Below are 18,003 nucleotides of genomic sequence, written 5' to 3'. Positions count from 1 at the left end.
TTGCCGCCGCCGTGATGTAAGTCGAACAATCATGAGTTGAGCAGTCAGGTAGCCAGTAGTACTTGAAGATGAAGATCCAAGCGCGAACGCCCGCTCTTCGACCCACGGCCCGGCGCTTGCGCGTCCTGGCCACGACCGATCTGCACATGCAGCTTCTGGGGCATGACTATGTCGCCGACAAACCCCTGCCCCATGGCGGACTGGCGAGCCTGGGGAGCCTGATTGCGGACGCCCGGGCCGAGGCGGCGGCGCAGGGGCTGGCCTGCGTGCTGCTGGACAACGGCGACATCCTGCAAGGCAATGCCTTTGGCAGCTGGCTGGCACGTCAGCCGGTGACGGCCGCGCACCCGGTCGCCGCCGCTTTCAATGGTCTGGCCTATGATGCGGTCGGGCTGGGCAACCACGATCTGGACTTCGGGCTAAGCTACCTGAACCAAGTCGCCGATGAGCTGGCGATGCCGGTGGTCTGCACGAACCTGTCCCTGCGCGGCACCGGTCCGATCCAGCCGGAGGCGCTGGTGAAATGCCACTTTCCGGGTGGGGCATCGCCGCTGCACATCGGGGTTCTTTCCGTCGTGCCGGAACAGACCGCGCGCTGGAACATGACCCAACTGCAAGGACGGGCCGAGGTGCGACCCGCGCGCCCCTCCCTGACCCAACAGGCCGCGGCGCTGCGCGCGCAGGGCGCAGACCTTGTCGTGCTGCTGGCGCACATGGGGATCGAAGGGACCGAGCACGGTCAAGACCCGTTGGACAGCGCCGTGCCGCTGGCCGAGGTACCCGGCATCGACGCCATCATTCTGGGGCATACCCACCAGCGGTTTCCGGGGCGCGATCATCCCGGAACCGTTGCCATCGATACCGTCCGGGGAAGGCTGGGCGGACGTCCGGCGATCATGGCCGGGCATGGCGGGTCCGATCTGGCGGTCATGGACCTTACGCTTGCCCCGCGACCCGACGGAGGATGGCAGGTCACTGATCATTTCAGTGACCTTCGCGGGAACCACGCCGACCTGCCTGCACATCCCGGCGTGCTGGCGGGGGTCCGCGCCCCACATGAGGCGGCGCGCCGCCATCTGGCGCAGCCTGTGGGCCGGATCGAGCGGCAGTTGCACAACTATTTTGCCCTTGCCATGCCCACCCCGAGCGCCGAACTCATCGCCCGAGCCAAGGCCGATGTAGTCCGCGCCGCGCTGCAGGGAACCCCCGAGGGGGACCTGCCCCTTCTAGCCAGCACCGCGGCCCATACAACAGGGGGGCGCAGTGGCCCGGGGCACTACCTGAGCATTCCGGCAGGGATTGTGCGCCGCCGACACCTCAATGGGCTGGTCCCCTACGAAGACCCGGTCTGGGCGTTGCATATCTCGGGCGACCGTCTGCGGCGGTGGCTGGAACATGCGGCGGCGGCCTATGCGCGGCAGGCGCCCGGTGGCGCGGTCGTGCAGCTGGACGATCCCGCGATCCCCTCCTTCAACTTCGACACGATCTACGGGCTGACCTATACCATCGACCCGACCCGTCCGGTGGGTCAGCGCATCGCCAACCTGTGCCACGCGGACCGCCCCATCGGCCCCGAGGACCGGTTCATTCTGGCGACCGACGCGTTCCGCGCAGCGGGCGGCGGTGGCTTTCCCGTGCCATCGTCCGATCACGTATGCCTGCGCAGCGAGGTCAGCCTGTCCGACGCCGTGGCGCGCCTGCTGGCCAACCGGGGAGCCTTGGCTGATCCATGGCCATTGGCGCAACCCTGGCAATTTGATTGCGGCGGGGCGGTCGAAACCCTGCTGGAAACCGCACCCGAGGCCGCCGGGCATCTGCAGGACATCGCGCATCTGAAACCCGTGGCCGAACAGGTGACAGACGACGGTTTTCTGCGCATCCGCCTGACCCTGTGACCCTTGCGCTCCGCTGCCCGTTTCCCTATATCGGGGATCGAGAGGTTGGTGCGGGCAGGCGCCTCGCCAACCCGGTCAGGTCCGGAAGGAAGCAGCCGTAACGAGTCCCGCTTGGGTCGTTATCAATCTCTCACCCTGACGCCGCGGACAGGCTTGCGCCGCAAGCCCGCCCGCCGTCGCCCTCTCAGACAGAGATACGCACATCCGCGACCGTCATCCCGGCACCGCCCATGACGCGCACCACGGGTATGCCGTTCACCGAAACGATCGCCGCCGTGCCGTCCGCCAGGTCGGCCACGCTGATCGGGTTTACAGGGACATCATCCGGACCTGTGGGACTGGGGGGCATCAGCAGCCCAAAGCTGCCTTCCAGTTCCAGGGTGTCGATGCCCGGTTGAAAGTCGGTGATCGTGATTTCGGCATAGTCGTCCGACACCCCGGCAAACAAATCGACCGTCACCAGATCGCGACCCTGATTGCCGGTAACCACGTCGCCCTGGTCGACCACCAGCGTGTCGTTGCCAAACCCGCCATCGACGGTATCGGGGGATGCGCCCGGGCCGTCTTCGTCCACGGTGACGATAAAGTCCTGACCCTGATTGCCGAACACCACGTTACGCCCGAAACTGTCAGAGATCGCGTCCATCCCGGCACCGCCCATGATGGTATCATCGCCACCCTCGAGCGCGGCATCCGTGCCAAAGATGCCAAACCCGCTGTCCGGAAAACCGATGACGTCGTCGGGCAGCGAGATCGTGCGTACATCGCTGCCATAAACATCATCGCCATCGCCCAATGAAACAAGGTCGTTGCCGCCGCCGCCAACCACCACGTCGTCGCCAGCGCCGGCGCGGACCGTGTCCGCACCATCGCCCGTCACCACGTAATCGTCGCCCGCGCCGGTATCCAGATTGGCAGGGTTTTGCGCGATGCGGATGGCATCAAGCGCCGCGTCGGCCTCGGCGCGGGTCAGTTCCCCCTCTGCCACCAGGTCATCCGCATTGGCGCGCGCATCTTCCACATAGCGTTGGTCCAACACGGCGTCGTCCCCGTCCGTGAATGTCTGAAGCGACACGACCGGAGGCATTTCTTCCTGTTCAGGGGTTTCGTCGACTGCATCGTCGTCACCGCCGATACCGGCAACGAGAGCGAAAGCAGCACCAAGGCCCAGAAGGGCGAGCAGCGCGTACATGGGCAGCAATCCTTACTGCGAATCAGGCCCCAAGCGGACCCAGCGCAGCTGAATTACACCCGGTCACCACACCCGCAAAGTGGATTCGATGCAAGCCCGCAAGTTCCGGCCAACGGCCTGAGATCACGGCATAAATATCACAATGGATTGTCAAAGACGCTCTGCAGCGAAGGTATCGCATTCGCCGACACGCCCCGTATCGAAACCGCGTCCGAACCAGCGCGCGCGTTGCTCTGACGTACCGTGGGTGAAGGTGTGCGGCTGCGGCACTCGGCCCGCCTGGCGTTGCAGATGGTCATCGCCGATCTTGCGCGCGGCGTTCAGGGCTTCGTCCAGATCGCCCCGCTCCATCAGTCCGCGCACGTTCGTCGCCCAGACGCCCGACAGACAGTCCGCCATCAGTTCCAGCCGTACGGTCAGCGCGTTCGCCTCCGTTTGGCTGGCACGTTGCCGCGCCGCATTGACCTTGGGCAATATCCCCAGCTGGTTCTGCACATGGTGCGCAACCTCATGTGCAATCACATAGGCCGCAGCGAAATCGCCTTGCGCGCCCATGCGCTGGCTCAACATGGTAAAGAACTGCGTGTCGAGATAGGCCTTCTCGTCCGCCGGGCAGTAGAACGGGCCCGTTGCCCCCGACGCCCCGCCGCAAGGGCTTTGCGTGACCCCGGAAAAGACCACCAGCTGCGGCGGTTCGTAAGTGCGGCCCAGCTGGTCGCGAAACACCTGCGTCCACACCTCTTCCGTCGTGGTCAGGACCTGCGCACTGAACTGCGTGGCCGCGTCATCCTCGGCGCTGACCGGCGTTCCCTGCTGGGTGGGAGAGCCGCCCGAGCCGGTCAGGAGCGGTGTGACGTCGATGCCGGTGAAATAGCCGATGCCCAGCACGAAAAGCACCCCGACAAGCCCCAGGCCGCCGACCCGGCCCGCACCGCCACCCCCACGCCTTACCTCGACGTTTCTGCTTCGCCGGATGCCACGTAACCGCATGATATTGTCCTTGCTATGTCGCAGTGTATTGTCAGCCAACTGCCCAAACCGCACAATGGTTCAATGAGCACTGACAACGAACTGGCCGAAAATCGCACCGACTGGGCCGAGGACCGCACGATCCTGGCGAACGAACGCACTTTCGCGGGATGGATGCGCACCGGCATGGCGTCGCTTGCAGTCGCGATCGGCCTGCGCGCGGTATTCGGGGAATTCGAACCGACCTGGGCGGCCAAGGCGGTGGCGTCGGTGTTCATTCTGGCGGCGATCTACATCTTTTGGGCCGCCCACGACCAGGCGACCAAGACTCTGGAAAGGCTGAACGACCATCACGCCGAGGCGCAGCCGAACAGCCGCATGCGCACGCTGGCGATCCTCCTGAGCATCGCGTCGATAGCGGTGGGCGCGGTGCTCTGGGCGCTCTGACGGCGGTGGACGCCGCGCCCCCGAAAGCCTACCTTGGCCACCGGACCGAATCCGAAGGACCTACATGACCGACAGCACCGCCTACCGCGTCCTGGCGCGCAAGTATCGCCCCGAGACCTTTGCCGACCTGGTGGGTCAGGATGCGATGGTGCGCACACTCAAGAACGCATTTGCGGCGGACCGTATCGCACAGGCCTTTATCATGACCGGCATCCGCGGCACCGGCAAGACGACGACGGCGCGAATCATCGCCAAGGGGATGAACTGCATCGGACCGGACGGCCAGGGTGGGCCGACGACCGAGCCCTGCGGCGTCTGCGAACATTGCGTGGCGATCATGGAAGGCCGCCATGTCGACGTGATGGAGATGGACGCGGCGTCGAACACCGGTGTCGCCAACATCCGCGAAATCATCGACAGCGTGCATTACCGGGCGGCATCGGCCCGCTACAAGGTCTACATCATCGACGAGGTGCACATGCTGTCCACGGGCGCGTTCAACGCCCTGCTCAAGACGCTGGAGGAACCCCCCGAACATGTGAAGTTCATCTTCGCGACCACCGAGATCCGCAAGGTGCCGGTCACGGTCCTGTCGCGGTGTCAGCGTTTCGATCTGCGGCGGATCGAACCCGAGGTGATGATCGCCCTGCTGCGCAAGATTGCAGATGCGGAACGCGCCGACATCGCGGAGGATGCCCTGGCGCTGATCACCCGCGCGGCCGAAGGGTCGGCGCGTGATGCCACGTCGCTGCTGGATCAGGCGATCAGCCACGGCGCGGGTGAGACGACAGCGGTGCAGGTGCGCGCCATGCTGGGCCTTGCCGACCGGGGCCGGGTGCTGGACCTCTTCGACATGATCCTGCGCGGCGACGCGGCGGGCGCGCTCACCGAACTGTCGGCGCAATATGCCGATGGCGCCGACCCGATGGCGGTCCTGCGCGACCTCGCGGAGATCACGCATTGGGTGTCGGTGGTCAAGATCACGCCCGAAGCGGCGGAAGATCCCACCGTTTCGCCCGAGGAACGCAGCCGCGGCACCCAGATGGCCGAGGCGCTGCCAATGCGGGTACTGACACGGCTCTGGCAGATGCTGCTCAAGGCATTGGACGAGGTGGCCGGCGCGCCCAACGCCATGATGGCCGCCGAGATGGCGATCATACGGCTGACCCATGTGGCCGACCTGCCCAGCCCCGAAGAACTGGTGCGGCGGCTGCAAAACTCCACGCCGCCCCCGGCCAGCGGCCCCGCATCCACGCCCGGCCACGGCGGAGCGGGCGGCACCGCCTCCCGGGGCGCGCAGGCCGTGCAGCAGGCGACGACCCGGATGGCCAGCGCCCCCGGCCCTGCGGGGCAGACCACCGCGCTGGCCCAGGCGCCCGAAGCGGCGCTCGCCCGCTTTCCCAGTTTCGAACATGTGGTCGAGCTGATCCGCGCCAACCGGGATGTCAAACTGCTGGTAGAGGTGGAAACGACCCTGCGTCTCGCGGCCTACCAGCCCGGCCGGATCGAATTCACCCCGACCGACACCGCGCCACGGGATCTGGCACAGCGACTGGGCGCCAAGCTGCAGCAGTGGACCGGCAACCGATGGGCGGTCAGTATCGTGAACGGCGCGACGGCCAGAACCATCGCCGAGGTGCGCGACGCCCGCGAAGACGAACTGCGCGCCGATGCCCAGGCGCATCCGCTGATGCAGGCGGTGCTTGCGACCTTCCCCAAGGCCCGCATCACCGCGATACGCACCCCCGAACAGGTGGCCGCCCAGGCCGAGACAGAGGCCCTGCCCGAGGTCGAAGATGAATGGGATCCCTTCGAGGACAGTTGATCCCGGCACCCGCGGACCTCATATGACAGACAACCAGACACCAGGAGACAGCGAATGTTCAAAGGACTAGGCGGGCTCGGCGACATGGCCGGGATGATGAAAAAGGCCCAGGAAATGCAGGGCAAGATGGCCCAGTTGCAGGAGGAAATGCACAACATCCTCGTGACCGGCGAAAGCGGCGCGGGGCTGGTCAAGGCCACCTGTTCCGCGAAAGGCGAACTCAAGAGCCTGGACATCGACCCCTCCATCTTCAACGGCGATGACAAGGAAGTCGTCGAAGACCTGATTCTCGCGGCGATCAAGGACGCTCAGGCCAAGGCGTCGGAGCGGGCGCAGGAGGAAATGTCCAAACTGACCGAGGGGCTCGGCCTGCCGCCAGGCATGAACCTGCCGTTCTAAGACTGCCCCCGCTTCTTTATGCCCAAAATACTCTAGTGCAACAGCCGCCGCCGGGAGCGCCGGGATGAGTTCGACCCGCGACATCGACGCCCTGATCGAGATGATGGCGAAACTGCCGGGCCTCGGCCCCCGGTCGGCGCGGCGCGCAGTGCTGCACCTCATCCGCAAACGCGCGCTGCAACTGACCCCTCTGGCGGACCTGATGCAGACGGTCGCGGCTACCGCACGGGAATGCCTCAACTGCGGCAACGTGGGCACCGCGGATGTCTGCGACATCTGCACCTCCGAGAAACGGGCGAACGGCGAAATCTGCGTGGTCGAGGACGTGGCCGACCTGTGGGCGATGGAACGCGCCGGCGTGTTCAAGGGCCGCTACCACGTGCTCGGCGGCACGCTGTCGGCGCTCGATGCCATCGGCCCGCAGGAACTGCGCATCCCCCGGCTGATCGACCGGGTCGCCAGCGAAGGGATCACGGAGGTGATCCTGGCCCTGAACGCCACCATCGACGGACAGACCACGGCGCATTACATCGCCGACCGGCTGGAAGGACAGGTGCGACTGACCTCACTGGCGCAGGGCGTCCCGATCGGGGGCGAACTGGACTACCTCGACGATGGTACGATCAGCGCCGCGATGCGCGCCCGCAAGGCGCTATAGCCTCATTCTGCAAAAGCAACGTACCGGAGGTTTCGAAAACTCCGGTCCGAAAAAACGCAGACCGCCCGCTCCTCCCAAAGCAGGCGGCCCGTCCGTCGCGATCTTTCGTTCTCTCAGAGAACGATCACATCCAGCGGCGGAAACCCGTTGAACCCGACAGAACTGTAGGAGCTGGTATAGGCACCACAGCACCGGATCATCACCTTGTCACCCGACTTCAGGGCGAGAGGCAGATGAATCGGGCGTTTCTCGTACAGGATATCTGCAGAGTCGCAGGAAGGTCCAGCAAGAACGCAAGGCCCGGTTTCGCCGCCGTCGTGCGGCGTCGCGATCTGGTATCGGATCGCTTCGCCTTCGGTTTCGGCCAGACCGGAAAAGCGGCCGATATCCAGATAGACCCAGCGGTGCAGATCATCCGCCGATTTGCGCGAAACCAGCACCACTTCGGCCGCAATATGACCGGCTTCGGCGACCAGGCCACGGCCCGGCTCCGCCATCACCTGCGGCACGGCCCCAAAACGATCCTCGACCGCCTGCATCACGGCGGCGGCATAGGCGCGGGGTGCGTCGATGTCCTCGCCGTAGAACGCCGGGAAACCGCCACCGAGGTTCAGCAGCTGCAGATCGTGGCCGTCAGCCCGAGCGGCGTGCCACAGCTTCGACACCTGATCCAGAACCGGGTTCCAGTATTCCGCCCGTTTGGTCTGCGAACCGACATGGAACGACAGGCCATAGGGCACCAGGCCCAGGTCACGGGCATAATCCAGCAATCCGGGCAGCGCCTGCGGCGCACAGCCGAACTTGCGGCTCAGCGGCCAGTCCGCCATGGAGTTTTCCACGATCAGGCGAAGATAGACCCGCGCGCCAGGCGCATGGGCGGCAATCTTTTCCAGCTCCGCATCGGAATCGGCGGCAAAGAGGGTCACGCCGGCGGAATAGGCGAATGCGATGTCGGAGGCGCGTTTGATGGTATTGCCGAAGGAGATGTTTTCGGGCTTGGCACCCTGCGCAAGGCACAGTTCGATTTCCTGCCGCGAAGCCGCGTCGAACCCCGACCCCTTTTTGACCAGCATGCGGATGATCTGCGCCGCCGGATTGGCCTTGACCGCGTAGTGGATATGCGCGCCACCCAGACCCGCGTGCAGCGCATCGTATTGAGCGGACACGCGGTCGCGGCTGACCACAAGCGTCGGACGATCAAAATCGTGCGCGGCAATGTAGGCGGCAGCCGGATCGGCAAATTCGGTGGAGGCGGCGCGCAAGGCACCGGGGACGATAGCGTTCATGGTCATCTCCAAAGAGCAGGTGGGGGGATGATGCCCCAGATGTCGTTTCAAGAGACGTTACCGTCGCTACATAAACGCGGGTCAGTCAGCTGGGACTGACCGGCCAGAGGCGCGTGCGTTGGCGTCTGTAATCCGCCATCTATTCCCTTTTGAGATTCGTACAAGAGCAAATCGGGCGTGATCGAAAAAGTTACCGGCAAGGATCGAACTGTCACTCATCCGCATCACCTGGACCCGCGGCTTCACTCGTCTTCCCAATCGCTGCCAATCGCCTCGCGGGAACGGGATTTCTCTTCCTCGATCATCTCTTCGGTTTCTTCGATCTCCCCCTCTTCACTCTCGCCCGGATCACTCTCGCAAGCTTCCGACCGGGTCAGCGCCAGGACAAACCACATCGGGAAATGGTCCGAACCGATCTTGCCCATGCGCTCCATGTCCACCAGCCGGAACCGCGGGTCATGGAACAGGTGGTCCAGCGGCCAGCGCATCCACGGCATGGTCGCGCTGAAGGTGTTGTAAAAGCCGCGCCCCACGCGCGGGTCCAGCAGCCCCGAAAGCCGCTGAAAGCGGCGGGTCGTGGTGGACCAGGCGACATCGTTCAGATCGCCAGTGACGATGGCCGGCAGCGGGTCCTCCTCCGCTTCGAGGCCGACGCGCGCGATCTCGCTGTCGCGGCCCTTGGTGTCGTGGTCGATCACCGGGGGTTCGGGGTGCACCACGTAAAGACGGCAGGTCTGTCCGTCGCGCAGCTTCACGATGGTCCGGATCGACGGAACGTCATCCACGATCAGGTCGCGCACCTGTGGCTCCGCCAGTTCCAGCTTTGACATCAGGCACATGCCGTACCCGTTGTCGCGCGGCGCTTCGATCCAGTGGGGATAGCGGTCGGCCAGGCCGTCCTTGAGCGCCGCGAGCCATTCGTCATCGACCTCGATCGCCATCATGATATCGGGCGACCGATCGCGGGTCATGTCGATCAGCTTGCCGAAATCGCGGTTCGATTTCTTCACGTTCGCAGTCAGCAGGCTGATGTGCCGCGCCGTATCTTCCTGCAGTGCAGGGTCGGCGGCAACGGATTGGCGCGGCCAGATCGGCGTGAATTTCAGGATGAAGATCAACTGGACAATGGCAACCAGCGTCATCACCGCCGCCGCGACACCGCCCAGATGATACTGCTGGGTCGTGGCCATGATGGCAGCCATCACCACGGCAAGAATGAAAATCTGTTCGCGGGGGAATTCCCCCCCGCGCACGATGCCATGGGGCAGCTTGCTGAGCGGCAGAAGCGTCGCGATCAGCAGCAAAGCCGCAATGAACCAGATCAGCCCGTCAATCACCACGCCCACCCAGTCCATCCCGTGCTCCTTACCTCGCCGGGTTCAACACCCGCTTGGCGAAGAACTCGAAAGTACCGGCCTGGGTTCCATGCCAGGCACAGGCTCAGCGGCCCGTGCTGTCGTCCTCGTCATCATCATTGTCGTCGTTGTCGTCACTGTCAGGCAGCGAGAAGAAGCTGTCGGCGTCCGAGTAATCCCCTCGGCTGTCCGTGTCGTCCTCATCCGCGTCGTCATTGCCGAGGGTGAAGGTCTCAAGGCCTTCGATCGCCGTGGGGATCTTGGGCTCGGCCTCCATGCCAAGGCTTTGTTCGGTGCTGACCAGCTTACGGCGCTCGTCGTCGTTCATCACCTCGCCGGCCGCAGCCTTGCGGGCCGCCGCCTTCTGCACCGCCATGTCCAGCTCGGACTGCTTACACAGGCCCAGCGCCACCGGGTCGATGGGCTGGATGTTGGCGATGTTCCAATGGGTGCGTTCACGGATCGCCTGGATTGTCGGCTTGGTGGTGCCGACCAGTTTGCTGATCTGGCCGTCGGACAGTTCGGGGTGAAACTTCACCAGCCACAGGATCGAGGCCGGACGGTCCTGCCGTTTGCTGAGCGGCGTATAGCGCGGGCCGCGTCGCTTTTCCTCGCCCTGGGCAGCGGCATTGTACTTGAGCTTCAGCTTGTGCAGCGGATTGTCCTGGGCCGCATCCACCTCATCCTGCGTCAACTGGTTGTTCGCGATGGGATCAAATCCCTTCACACCCTGCGCCACGTCGCCGTCGGCGATGCCCTGGACTTCCAGCTCGTGCAGGCCGACGAAATCCGCGATCTGCTTGAAGCTGATCGTCGTGTTGTCCACCAGCCATACGGCAGTCGCCTTGGCCATGATCGGTTTTGCCATTTTATCTCTCCTGAACGTCGCAACTTTCCCGTCGCCTGAAAGGGCTTTCCCGGCGGGCCGGGACGGTTTCCATTGTCGGGGAACTCGCGCGCCTTATAGTGGTCTGGCACAACAAAGGAAAGCCCCAATGCGCGCCCTCGCCCTGATCCTGGCCCTGATCATCGCCACGTCGGCAGACCGGTTGCGGGCGGAAACACCGGGCGATTTCGACTACTACGTGCTATCGCTCAGCTGGTCGCCCAACTGGTGCGCCCTTGAAGGCGACGCACGACGCTCTGCCCAATGTGCGCGGGGCGCGGCACACGGCTGGATCCTGCACGGCCTCTGGCCTCAGTACCATCGCGGCTACCCGTCCTTCTGCCAGAGCCCCCAGCGCCCGCCTTCGCGCGGGATGACCGCGGCGATGGCAGATATCATGGGCACCGGGGGCCTGGCCTGGCATCAATGGAAGAAGCACGGCAGTTGCAGCGGCCTGTCCGCCGCCGATTACTACGCCCTGTCGCGGCAGGCCTACGGCACGATCACGCGCCCGCCGGTCTTCCGCGCACTGACCCGGGACGTCCGCCTGCCGGCCTCGGTCGTGGAGGACGCGTTTCTTGAGGCGAACCCGACATTGGAGCGGGACGGGATCACCATCACCTGCCGCGACGGCCACATCCAGGAAGCACGCATATGCCTGAGCAAAACCCTGGACCCGGTGCCCTGCGGCCAGGATTTGGTCAGGGACTGCCGCATGAAGGATGCGCTGTTCACCCCCCTGCGCAGCCTGAACTGACACGGAATGCACGCCGGGGCGCATTGCCGCCACGGGGATCAGATCGGGGTTTGTGAAATCCATGCCCCTTCCCGCCCTCTTGCAAGGAAGAGAAGACCCAATCGCGACAGGGGCCAGAAGCGGGCCACTGCCCGACGGGGGCTCAGGTGCAGGCCGCCGCCAGGCATGGTGTCGCGCTTTGGCACGGCTGTCGGATCAGGGGGCGACTTCGAGCACGATCTTGCCGATGTGGCCGCTCCCCTCCATCCGGGCATGGGCTGCGGCGGCTTCGGTCAGGGGATAGGTGCTGTCCATCACCGGGGCCACCCGGCCCGCCACCAGCAGGGGCCAGACCGCCTCGCGCAGCTCCTGAGCGATTCGCGCTTTGGCCAGATCGCTCTGCGGCCGCAAGGTCGAGCCGGTCATGGTCAGGCGCCGGGTCATCAGCGTGGCAAAGTTCACCTCGACCTTGGGCCCCTGCAGAAACGCGATCTGCACAAGCCGACCGTCGTCCGCCAGGGACTGCAGGTTGCGGGGAATGTAATCCCCGCCCACCATGTCGAGAACCAGATCCGCGCCACCCTCTGCGGTCAGGACGTCGACGAAATCCATGTCGCGGTAGTTGATCGCCGCCTCGGCGCCCAGTTCCATGCAGGCGGCGCATTTCTTGTCCGTCCCGGCAGTGGCAAAGACCCGCGCGCCGAACGCATGGGCCAGCTGGATCGCCGTCGTGCCGATGCCCGAGGAACCACCGTGCACCAGGAACTTCTCTCCGGCCTTGAGACCGCCCCGCATGAAGACGTTGGACCAGACGGTAAAGAAGGTCTCAGGCAGGCAGGCAGCCTCTTTCATCCCCATGCCGTCCGGCACGGGCAGGCAGTGCGCGGCAGGCGTGGCGACGAATTCCGCGTAACCGCCGCCGGGCAGCAGGGCGCAGACCTCGTCACCCACGGCAAGATCAGTAACACCCTCTCCGAGGGCGACGACCTTGCCAGAGGCTTCGAGACCCGGCAGGTCGCTGGCGGTGGGGGGCGGCGCATATTTCCCGGCCCGCTGCAGTGCATCGGGGCGGTTGACCCCGGCATAGGCCACCTTGATCACGACCTGCCCGTGGGAAGGTTCGGGCACCGGTCGTTCGACGGGTTGAAGAACCTCCGGCCCTCCCGGCTTGGTGATCTCCATCGCGGTCATTGTCTGGCTCATCGGTCTTCCTTTCGCTTGTCTTGCCTTGCAGCATAGGTCTTGCGCTGGCCCCGTCGACCCCGATAACTCCGCAGGGGATACCGGGCAAGCCCGCTCCAAACCCGCGAGACCGGAACATCCGATGACCAATCAGGACAATTTCATCTGGCAAGAACAGGCCCGCCTCTTTGCCGGAAGCACGCAGATCGCCCGCCCGGTGCCTACCCGCGCGGCAGAGTTCGAGGCGATCGCGGCGACACCGGCAGCGACCTGTCTCGCCCGGCTGGGCGGGCGGCTGCTGGCAGGCGGCGGTTTCTGCGTGAGCAATGACAGCGTCGCCTCAGGACAATCGGTGCCGCAGGACCACTTCCTGACGCTGACCGGCGGCTCGACCGGTCGGCCCAAGATGATCCTGCGCAGTCAACGGTCCTGGATCGCGAGCTTTTTGCAGAACGCGGCAATGTTCGGCATCGGCGCGGCGGACCGCGTGGCGGTGCCCGGTGGCCTTATCCATTCCCTTGCGCTCTACGGTGTGCTGGAGGGGCTTCACCTTGGCGCGGATGTCCATGTGCTGGACGGGCTTTCGCCCCGCGCTCAACTGGGAGAATGCATCGACAGGGGGGTGAGCGTGCTCTACGCGACCCCGGTGCAACTGCAGCGGCTGACGCGGGCGGCGGGCGGGCAGCGCCTGCCCAGGCTGCGGCTGATCCTTTGCGGCGGCGGGGCGTTGCAGCCCGCGACCCGCGCTGCTGTGGCCACGCTCGCCCCGGCTGCGGCATTCTACCAGTTCTACGGGGCGGCGGAGACGAGTTTCATCACACTTGGCGGACCGACGACGCCCGAAGGCTCCGTGGGCAGGGCCTATCCCGGCGTGACGCTGCGCATTCTTGACGATGCCGGGCATCCCTCGGACGGGGTTGGCGAGGTCTGGGCGCGCAGCCCCTATCTGTTCGAGCGTTATCTCGGCGCGCCTGACGCGAAGCTGCAGCAGCGGGACGGCTTCGTCTCGGTCGGCGAGATGGGGCGGCTGGATGCGGACGGCTGGCTCTGGCTCAGCGGGCGCAGATCGCGGATGGTTCAGATCGCAGATCAGAACGTCCACCCAGAGACGGTGGAAGAGTTCATCAGCAGCCTGCCGGACATCGCCGACTGTGCTGTCGTGCCCCGGCCCGACATGCTGCGCGGTTATCGGTTGGAAGCCTGGCTGGAAGGCCCAAAGGACGCTGTGCTGGCGGAGGCGGTACAGCGGGCCTGCCGGGCGTCCCTGGGTCCTCTGGTCGCGCCGCGCGTCATCCACTTTGTCCCCACCCTGCCCCGGCTGGCATCGGGCAAGATCGACCATGCGGAATTGGCCCACCTTGCGGAGAAGACCCGATGACCGTGTGGATCGCCGCCGCCTGCCGCAGTGCCGTGGCCCCGCGCGACGGGGCGCTGTCCGCGCTTTCGCTGCACGACCTGGGCGCGCCCGTGATCGGCGCGGCGCTGGCCCAGGCCGGACTTTCGACTGATCAGGTGGACGAGCTGATCGTCAGCAACGCACTGGGGGCGGGCGGCAACCCGGCCCGGGTGCTGGCCCTGGCGGCGGGCCTGCCGGAACGGGTGGCGGGGCTGAGCCTTGACCGTCAATGCGCGGGCGGTCTCGACGCGCTGAACCTTGCCCGGCAGATGATCCTGTCCGGCGCGGCTGAGGTGGTGGTGGCGGGCGGCGTCGAAAGCTATTCGCGCCGCCCTCTGCGGTTGCGCACCTATCCGGACGGGCGTGCGCCAGCACCTTACGACCAGGCCGCCTTCACCCCCTGGCCGGATCGCGATCCCGACATGACCGAGGCGGCGCATGCGCTTGGCGTGGCGTTGGGGATCGACCGTGCGGCGCAGGACGACTGGGCCATGCGAAGCCACGCATTGGCCCGCGCCCATGTTCCGGAAGATGACGAGATCGTCCCGCTTGCCGGTCTGCGCGCCGACGCTTTCACACGCGATCTGCGGCCCGCCCTCTGCCGCCGCGCCAAAGTGCTTTGCGGTGACATCACCACCGCCAATACCGCTGTTGCGGCAGATGGGGCAGCCTTTGTTGTCGTAGTGTCCGACCGATTGGCGCGGCGGCTGACCACGCCCTGTCTCGCGTTGCGCGCAGGGGTGACATTGGGCGGCACCCCCGACCTGCCCGGCCTCGCCCCGGTGGCGGCGATCCGGCAGGTGCTGGCGGCAGAAGGGCTTGCGCCCGCCGATCTGCGCGCCGCCGAGGTGATGGAAGCCTACGCGGTTCAGGCGGTGGCCTGCGTCCGTGAAGCGGGCCTTGATCCGGACATCGTGAACCGCGGCGGCGGGGCGTTGGCGCGGGGGCACCCGGTGGGGGCCTCCGGCGCGATCAACGCCGTGCGGCTGTTTCACACGCTACGCAAGCAGGGTGGCACCGGGCTTGCCGCCATTGCCGCTGCTGGCGGGATCGGAACCGCGCTGGTCCTATCCGCGTGACAGCAGGCTGGCGGGTCGCGTGCGGGCCAGCCCGGCGGTGATCAGCCCGGCCAGCACCGCCTTGATCGCGTCTCCCGGCAGGTACCAGCCGAGGATCGCGAAAGCTTCGACGAACGAGCGGTCCAGCACCATCATGAAACCTGCCAGCCCAAAGGCGTAGAGCACAAGGATGCCACCCAGCACCGAGGCGACCCCGGCGGCCCAGCCGACCGACATGCCCCTCAATTGCTCCATCGCGAAACCGGTGGCGAAGGCCGCGATCGGGAAGCCAACGACGAAACCCACGGTCGGCGAGGCGAAGACACCGACACCGCCGCGCCCCCCTGCCAGCAACGGCAGGCCCAGCGCCACCAGCGCCACTAAGAGCAGCGCCGCGAGACCGCCGCGCACCGCCCCAAGGACCGTCCCGCACAGCATGATGCCGAGGCTCTGGGCGGTGATCGGCACGCCGGTCGCCAGCATCAGGTTGGGCATCAGGCCCAGTGCCGCGATCAGCGCGGCGAAAAGGGCGACGAGGGTGAGTGAGCGTTCCATGCGGGTATCCTTGATCCGGTTTGAGACTGGCTACTGCCTGCCCCCGGGGTGGTCAACCTGTGTTGCCGCCACCCCGCCGCGGGCGCGCAGCGCCTCGGCGACGTGTTCGGCATCGTCTATGGCGAGTGCGGCCAGCGGCGTCACGATGTGCCAGCCCACCCGCCGCACCGCGCGGGCGCGCCAGGCGAGCGTCAGCATGTGGCCCTTCTCTGCCAGCACCGGTGTAAAGCGGATGACGAGCGCCATCGCCAGTTCCACCGCTTCGGTCCGCAGGCCGAAGCGGCGCAACGGCGTCAACAGCCAGCGCACCACGGCCATCATGTCGGTCAGGCGGGTTGTCATGGTGACGAGATTGGCCAGCGCCACCGCCGTCACCATCCGCAGAACGATCACAAGGCCCGCCATCGGGTCCGAGGTGACGACATGCCAGATCAGGATCACCGCTGCGAAAATCCACAGGGGTCTGAGCCGGCTCATCCCCGTGCGCAGGAAACGCCGCCCCGGCAGGGCATAAAGCCCGAGCGTCAGACAAAGATAGATCGCATGCGGGACCAGCGTATCGGTGGCGAACAGCACCACGATCGCCCCGCAAAGCGCGATGAGCTTGGCCCCGGCGGGCCAGCCGTGGGCGCGCGTTTCAACCGGCGAGGTCAGAGAGATCATCGCCCGCCCCCAGTTCGGTCATACGCGCCTCAAAGGCCGACAGCACCTCCTGCGGCGCCCCCTGCGCGGTCACCGTGCCGCCATCGAGCCACAGGACGTGATCATAGCCCGCCACCATGGCCGGGTCGTGGGTAATCTGGATCAAAGCGGCATCCACATCGGCCAGCACGCGGGAAAGGTGCATTGATGTCGGGATATCGAGCCCGGCAAAGGGTTCGTCCAGCAGGATCACCTGTGGCCGCATCGCCAGCACCGACATCAGGCAGACAAGCTGGCGCTGGCCCTGGGACAGCCTGTGAATGGCTGCCTTGGCCCAATGCGTCTTGCCGAAACGGTCGAGCACAGCCTGCACGCCCGCGCGGACCTCCGCTTCGGCCAGGCCCATCTGCCCGAGGCCGAAAGCGATTTCTTCCTCCACTGTGGGAAAGATAATCTGGTGATCCGGGTTCTGGAAGAGGATCCCCACCGCTGACAGCGCCGCCTTGCGCTCCGTTCCCACCGCAGCGCCCGCGATGCGAACTTCGCCGCTGTCGGGCACGATCAGCCCGGCCAGCACGCGCGCAAGGCTCGTCTTGCCCGAACCGTTGCGCCCCACGATACCGATGCGCCGCGCGTCGCTGCGCAGGGTCACATCGGTCAGCACCGGCACGCCGTCCGGGGCATAAGTGATGTTCCGTGCATCAATCAGCGGCATGCAGGCGCGGCTCCGGCTTGGACAAGGCAGCTTGGCCTACCACGTCTGGCCGGAGTGTAAAGGCTCGCCGTCAGTCGCGCGGCACGGTCCACGAACCGGGCAGATCGTCCCTGGGAAACCTGGTGGGCGCCTTTATGTGGCTCAGGACCCAGTTCGGGCCCGCCATCAGCTTGCTCAGTGTCGGGCTGTTGTTCACCTGCGCCTTGAGCTTTTCGATCTGCATGACGTTGTCGATGCGCCGGTCCAGGAATTCCCAGGTGCGGGTGTGACCCTCGCTGTCGTCGCCCAGCCAGTAAAGCACGGTCGAAGAATAGACGCCGCTGAGGGTGGCGCGCTTGGTGTACCAGTTCACGTCGTCCGACGTGTCGCCCAGTGCGTCCCAGATGGCATCGCAGGTTTCCCAGACCAGCCTGGCCCCGTCGGGGGCGTATTGCGGCAGGGCAAAAAGCGTTGTGCCGCGCCGAACGAGTTCCTTGTCCTGAACCGCATCCAGCCGCAGGCGGACCGCGCGGGCGATGCGATCGCGGAAACGCAGGTCCTGCAGATTTTCAGATTTCAGCGCATCGACCATCGCGGCGTCGCCTTGCCGGTGAAATGCCACGGCCAGATCGACCGCGCCACGCGGGCATATTGCGCGCGCCACCGTGGGTTCGACGCCGCTGTCGGCGATGGCGGCCTTGAAGGTGATTTCCGACCAACCATCAAACGGCACATGCATCAGGGCCGCATCCAGCAGCATAAGCTTGGGATCCTGGGGTGTCTTTGTCATTTTGACCTCCTGTCACGCGGTATTGTCGGACTCGACAA

General features: G+C 65.8%; 18 protein-coding genes and 1 other RNA gene. 9 read left to right on the top strand and 10 right to left on the bottom strand.

Translation table 11 applies throughout. From position 1 onward, the window contains the following. Nucleotides 1-116: 116 nt before the first annotated feature. Entirely contained in the window at nt 117-1,895 is a 1,779-nt protein-coding gene (locus tag FIU94_RS07560; RefSeq protein WP_172975868.1) for a 5'-nucleotidase C-terminal domain-containing protein, read from the top strand. Between the two features lie 38 nt (nt 1,896-1,933). Beyond that, nucleotides 1,934-2,031: signal recognition particle sRNA small type (gene ffs / locus FIU94_RS07555), an RNA gene on the top strand. 48 nt (nt 2,032-2,079) lie between these two features. Here the strand turns inward: ffs and FIU94_RS07550 are convergent. Next, entirely contained in the window at nt 2,080-3,087 is a 1,008-nt protein-coding gene (locus FIU94_RS07550; RefSeq protein WP_152465197.1) for a calcium-binding protein, read from the bottom strand. Between the two features lie 150 nt (nt 3,088-3,237). Beyond that, a complete protein-coding gene (locus tag FIU94_RS07545; RefSeq protein WP_152465196.1) occupies nt 3,238-4,077 on the bottom strand; it encodes a neutral zinc metallopeptidase in 840 nt (279 codons plus the stop codon). Nucleotides 4,078-4,140: 63 nt separating this feature from the next. Here FIU94_RS07545 and FIU94_RS07540 point away from each other — a divergent pair, with 63 nt between their 5' ends. The 4 genes from FIU94_RS07540 to recR all read left to right on the top strand — a co-directional run bounded on the left by FIU94_RS07540 (nt 4,141) and on the right by recR (nt 7,385). Next, a complete protein-coding gene (locus tag FIU94_RS07540; RefSeq protein WP_152465195.1) occupies nt 4,141-4,503 on the top strand; it encodes a YidH family protein in 363 nt (120 codons plus the stop codon). A gap of 64 nt (nt 4,504-4,567) precedes the next feature. Continuing rightward, nucleotides 4,568-6,328, top strand: a complete 1,761-nt coding sequence (locus FIU94_RS07535) for a DNA polymerase III subunit gamma/tau (RefSeq protein WP_152465194.1) — start codon at nt 4,568-4,570, stop codon at nt 6,326-6,328. A gap of 54 nt (nt 6,329-6,382) precedes the next feature. Further along, the gene (locus FIU94_RS07530; protein ID WP_152465193.1) at nt 6,383-6,727 is read left to right on the top strand and encodes a YbaB/EbfC family nucleoid-associated protein; all 345 of its coding nucleotides are present in this window, start codon (nt 6,383-6,385) and stop codon (nt 6,725-6,727) included. Nucleotides 6,728-6,791: 64 nt separating this feature from the next. Beyond that, nucleotides 6,792-7,385, top strand: coding sequence for a recombination mediator RecR (gene recR / locus FIU94_RS07525; RefSeq protein WP_152465192.1), 594 nt, complete (start codon nt 6,792-6,794; stop codon nt 7,383-7,385). Nucleotides 7,386-7,498: 113 nt separating this feature from the next. On the opposite strand, the gene FIU94_RS07520 is transcribed toward recR, so the two are convergent. The 3 genes from FIU94_RS07520 to FIU94_RS07510 all read right to left on the bottom strand — a co-directional run bounded on the left by FIU94_RS07520 (nt 7,499) and on the right by FIU94_RS07510 (nt 10,894). Next, nucleotides 7,499-8,677: a type III PLP-dependent enzyme gene (locus tag FIU94_RS07520; protein ID WP_152465191.1), complete on the bottom strand. Its 1,179-nt coding sequence runs from the start codon at nt 8,675-8,677 to the stop codon at nt 7,499-7,501. A 236-nt stretch (nt 8,678-8,913) separates the two neighbouring features. Then, on the bottom strand, nt 8,914-10,026 hold the full coding sequence (locus FIU94_RS07515) for an endonuclease/exonuclease/phosphatase family protein (RefSeq protein ID WP_152465190.1): 1,113 nt from the start codon (nt 10,024-10,026) through the stop codon (nt 8,914-8,916). Between the two features lie 85 nt (nt 10,027-10,111). Further along, the gene (locus FIU94_RS07510) at nt 10,112-10,894 is read right to left on the bottom strand and encodes a DUF1013 domain-containing protein (protein ID WP_152465189.1); all 783 of its coding nucleotides are present in this window, start codon (nt 10,892-10,894) and stop codon (nt 10,112-10,114) included. 127 nt (nt 10,895-11,021) lie between these two features. Between FIU94_RS07510 and FIU94_RS07505 the strand changes: the two genes are divergently transcribed. Continuing rightward, complete coding sequence (locus tag FIU94_RS07505; RefSeq protein WP_152465188.1) at nt 11,022-11,669, top strand: ribonuclease T2; 648 nt, start codon at nt 11,022-11,024, stop codon at nt 11,667-11,669. Nucleotides 11,670-11,864: 195 nt separating this feature from the next. Here FIU94_RS07505 and FIU94_RS07500 read toward each other — a convergent pair whose 3' ends face one another. Next, a complete protein-coding gene (locus FIU94_RS07500) occupies nt 11,865-12,851 on the bottom strand; it encodes an NAD(P)H-quinone oxidoreductase (RefSeq protein ID WP_152465187.1) in 987 nt (328 codons plus the stop codon). 121 nt (nt 12,852-12,972) lie between these two features. Here FIU94_RS07500 and FIU94_RS07495 point away from each other — a divergent pair, with 121 nt between their 5' ends. Together FIU94_RS07495 and FIU94_RS07490 are read left to right on the top strand one after the other, a co-directional pair. Beyond that, complete coding sequence (locus FIU94_RS07495) at nt 12,973-14,208, top strand: class I adenylate-forming enzyme family protein (RefSeq protein ID WP_152465186.1); 1,236 nt, start codon at nt 12,973-12,975, stop codon at nt 14,206-14,208. After that, the gene (locus FIU94_RS07490; RefSeq protein ID WP_152465185.1) at nt 14,205-15,305 is read left to right on the top strand and encodes a thiolase family protein; all 1,101 of its coding nucleotides are present in this window, start codon (nt 14,205-14,207) and stop codon (nt 15,303-15,305) included. The genes FIU94_RS07495 and FIU94_RS07490 overlap by 4 nt, the downstream gene beginning before the upstream one ends. On the opposite strand, the gene FIU94_RS07485 is transcribed toward FIU94_RS07490, so the two are convergent. The 4 genes from FIU94_RS07485 to FIU94_RS07470 form a co-directional block, all read right to left on the bottom strand. After that, nucleotides 15,294-15,839 (bottom strand): biotin transporter BioY, encoded by a 546-nt coding sequence (locus FIU94_RS07485; RefSeq protein WP_152465184.1) that lies wholly within the window; start codon nt 15,837-15,839, stop codon nt 15,294-15,296. The genes FIU94_RS07490 and FIU94_RS07485 overlap by 12 nt on opposite strands. 30 nt (nt 15,840-15,869) lie before the next feature. Beyond that, complete coding sequence (locus FIU94_RS07480) at nt 15,870-16,502, bottom strand: energy-coupling factor transporter transmembrane protein EcfT (protein WP_152465183.1); 633 nt, start codon at nt 16,500-16,502, stop codon at nt 15,870-15,872. Beyond that, nucleotides 16,477-17,196, bottom strand: a complete 720-nt coding sequence (locus FIU94_RS07475; protein ID WP_152465182.1) for an energy-coupling factor ABC transporter ATP-binding protein — start codon at nt 17,194-17,196, stop codon at nt 16,477-16,479. The genes FIU94_RS07480 and FIU94_RS07475 overlap by 26 nt, the downstream gene beginning before the upstream one ends. Nucleotides 17,197-17,266: 70 nt before the next feature. Continuing rightward, nucleotides 17,267-17,965, bottom strand: a complete 699-nt coding sequence (locus FIU94_RS07470) for a COQ9 family protein (protein WP_152465181.1) — start codon at nt 17,963-17,965, stop codon at nt 17,267-17,269. Nucleotides 17,966-18,003: the final 38 nt, after the last annotated feature.

This window comes from Sulfitobacter sp. THAF37, assembly GCF_009363555.1.
In the GTDB taxonomy this organism is placed as follows: Bacteria; Pseudomonadota; Alphaproteobacteria; order Rhodobacterales; family Rhodobacteraceae; genus Sulfitobacter.
The sequence above is the reverse complement of the archived record's forward strand: the minus strand, read 5'-3'. Positions and strand labels throughout refer to the sequence as shown.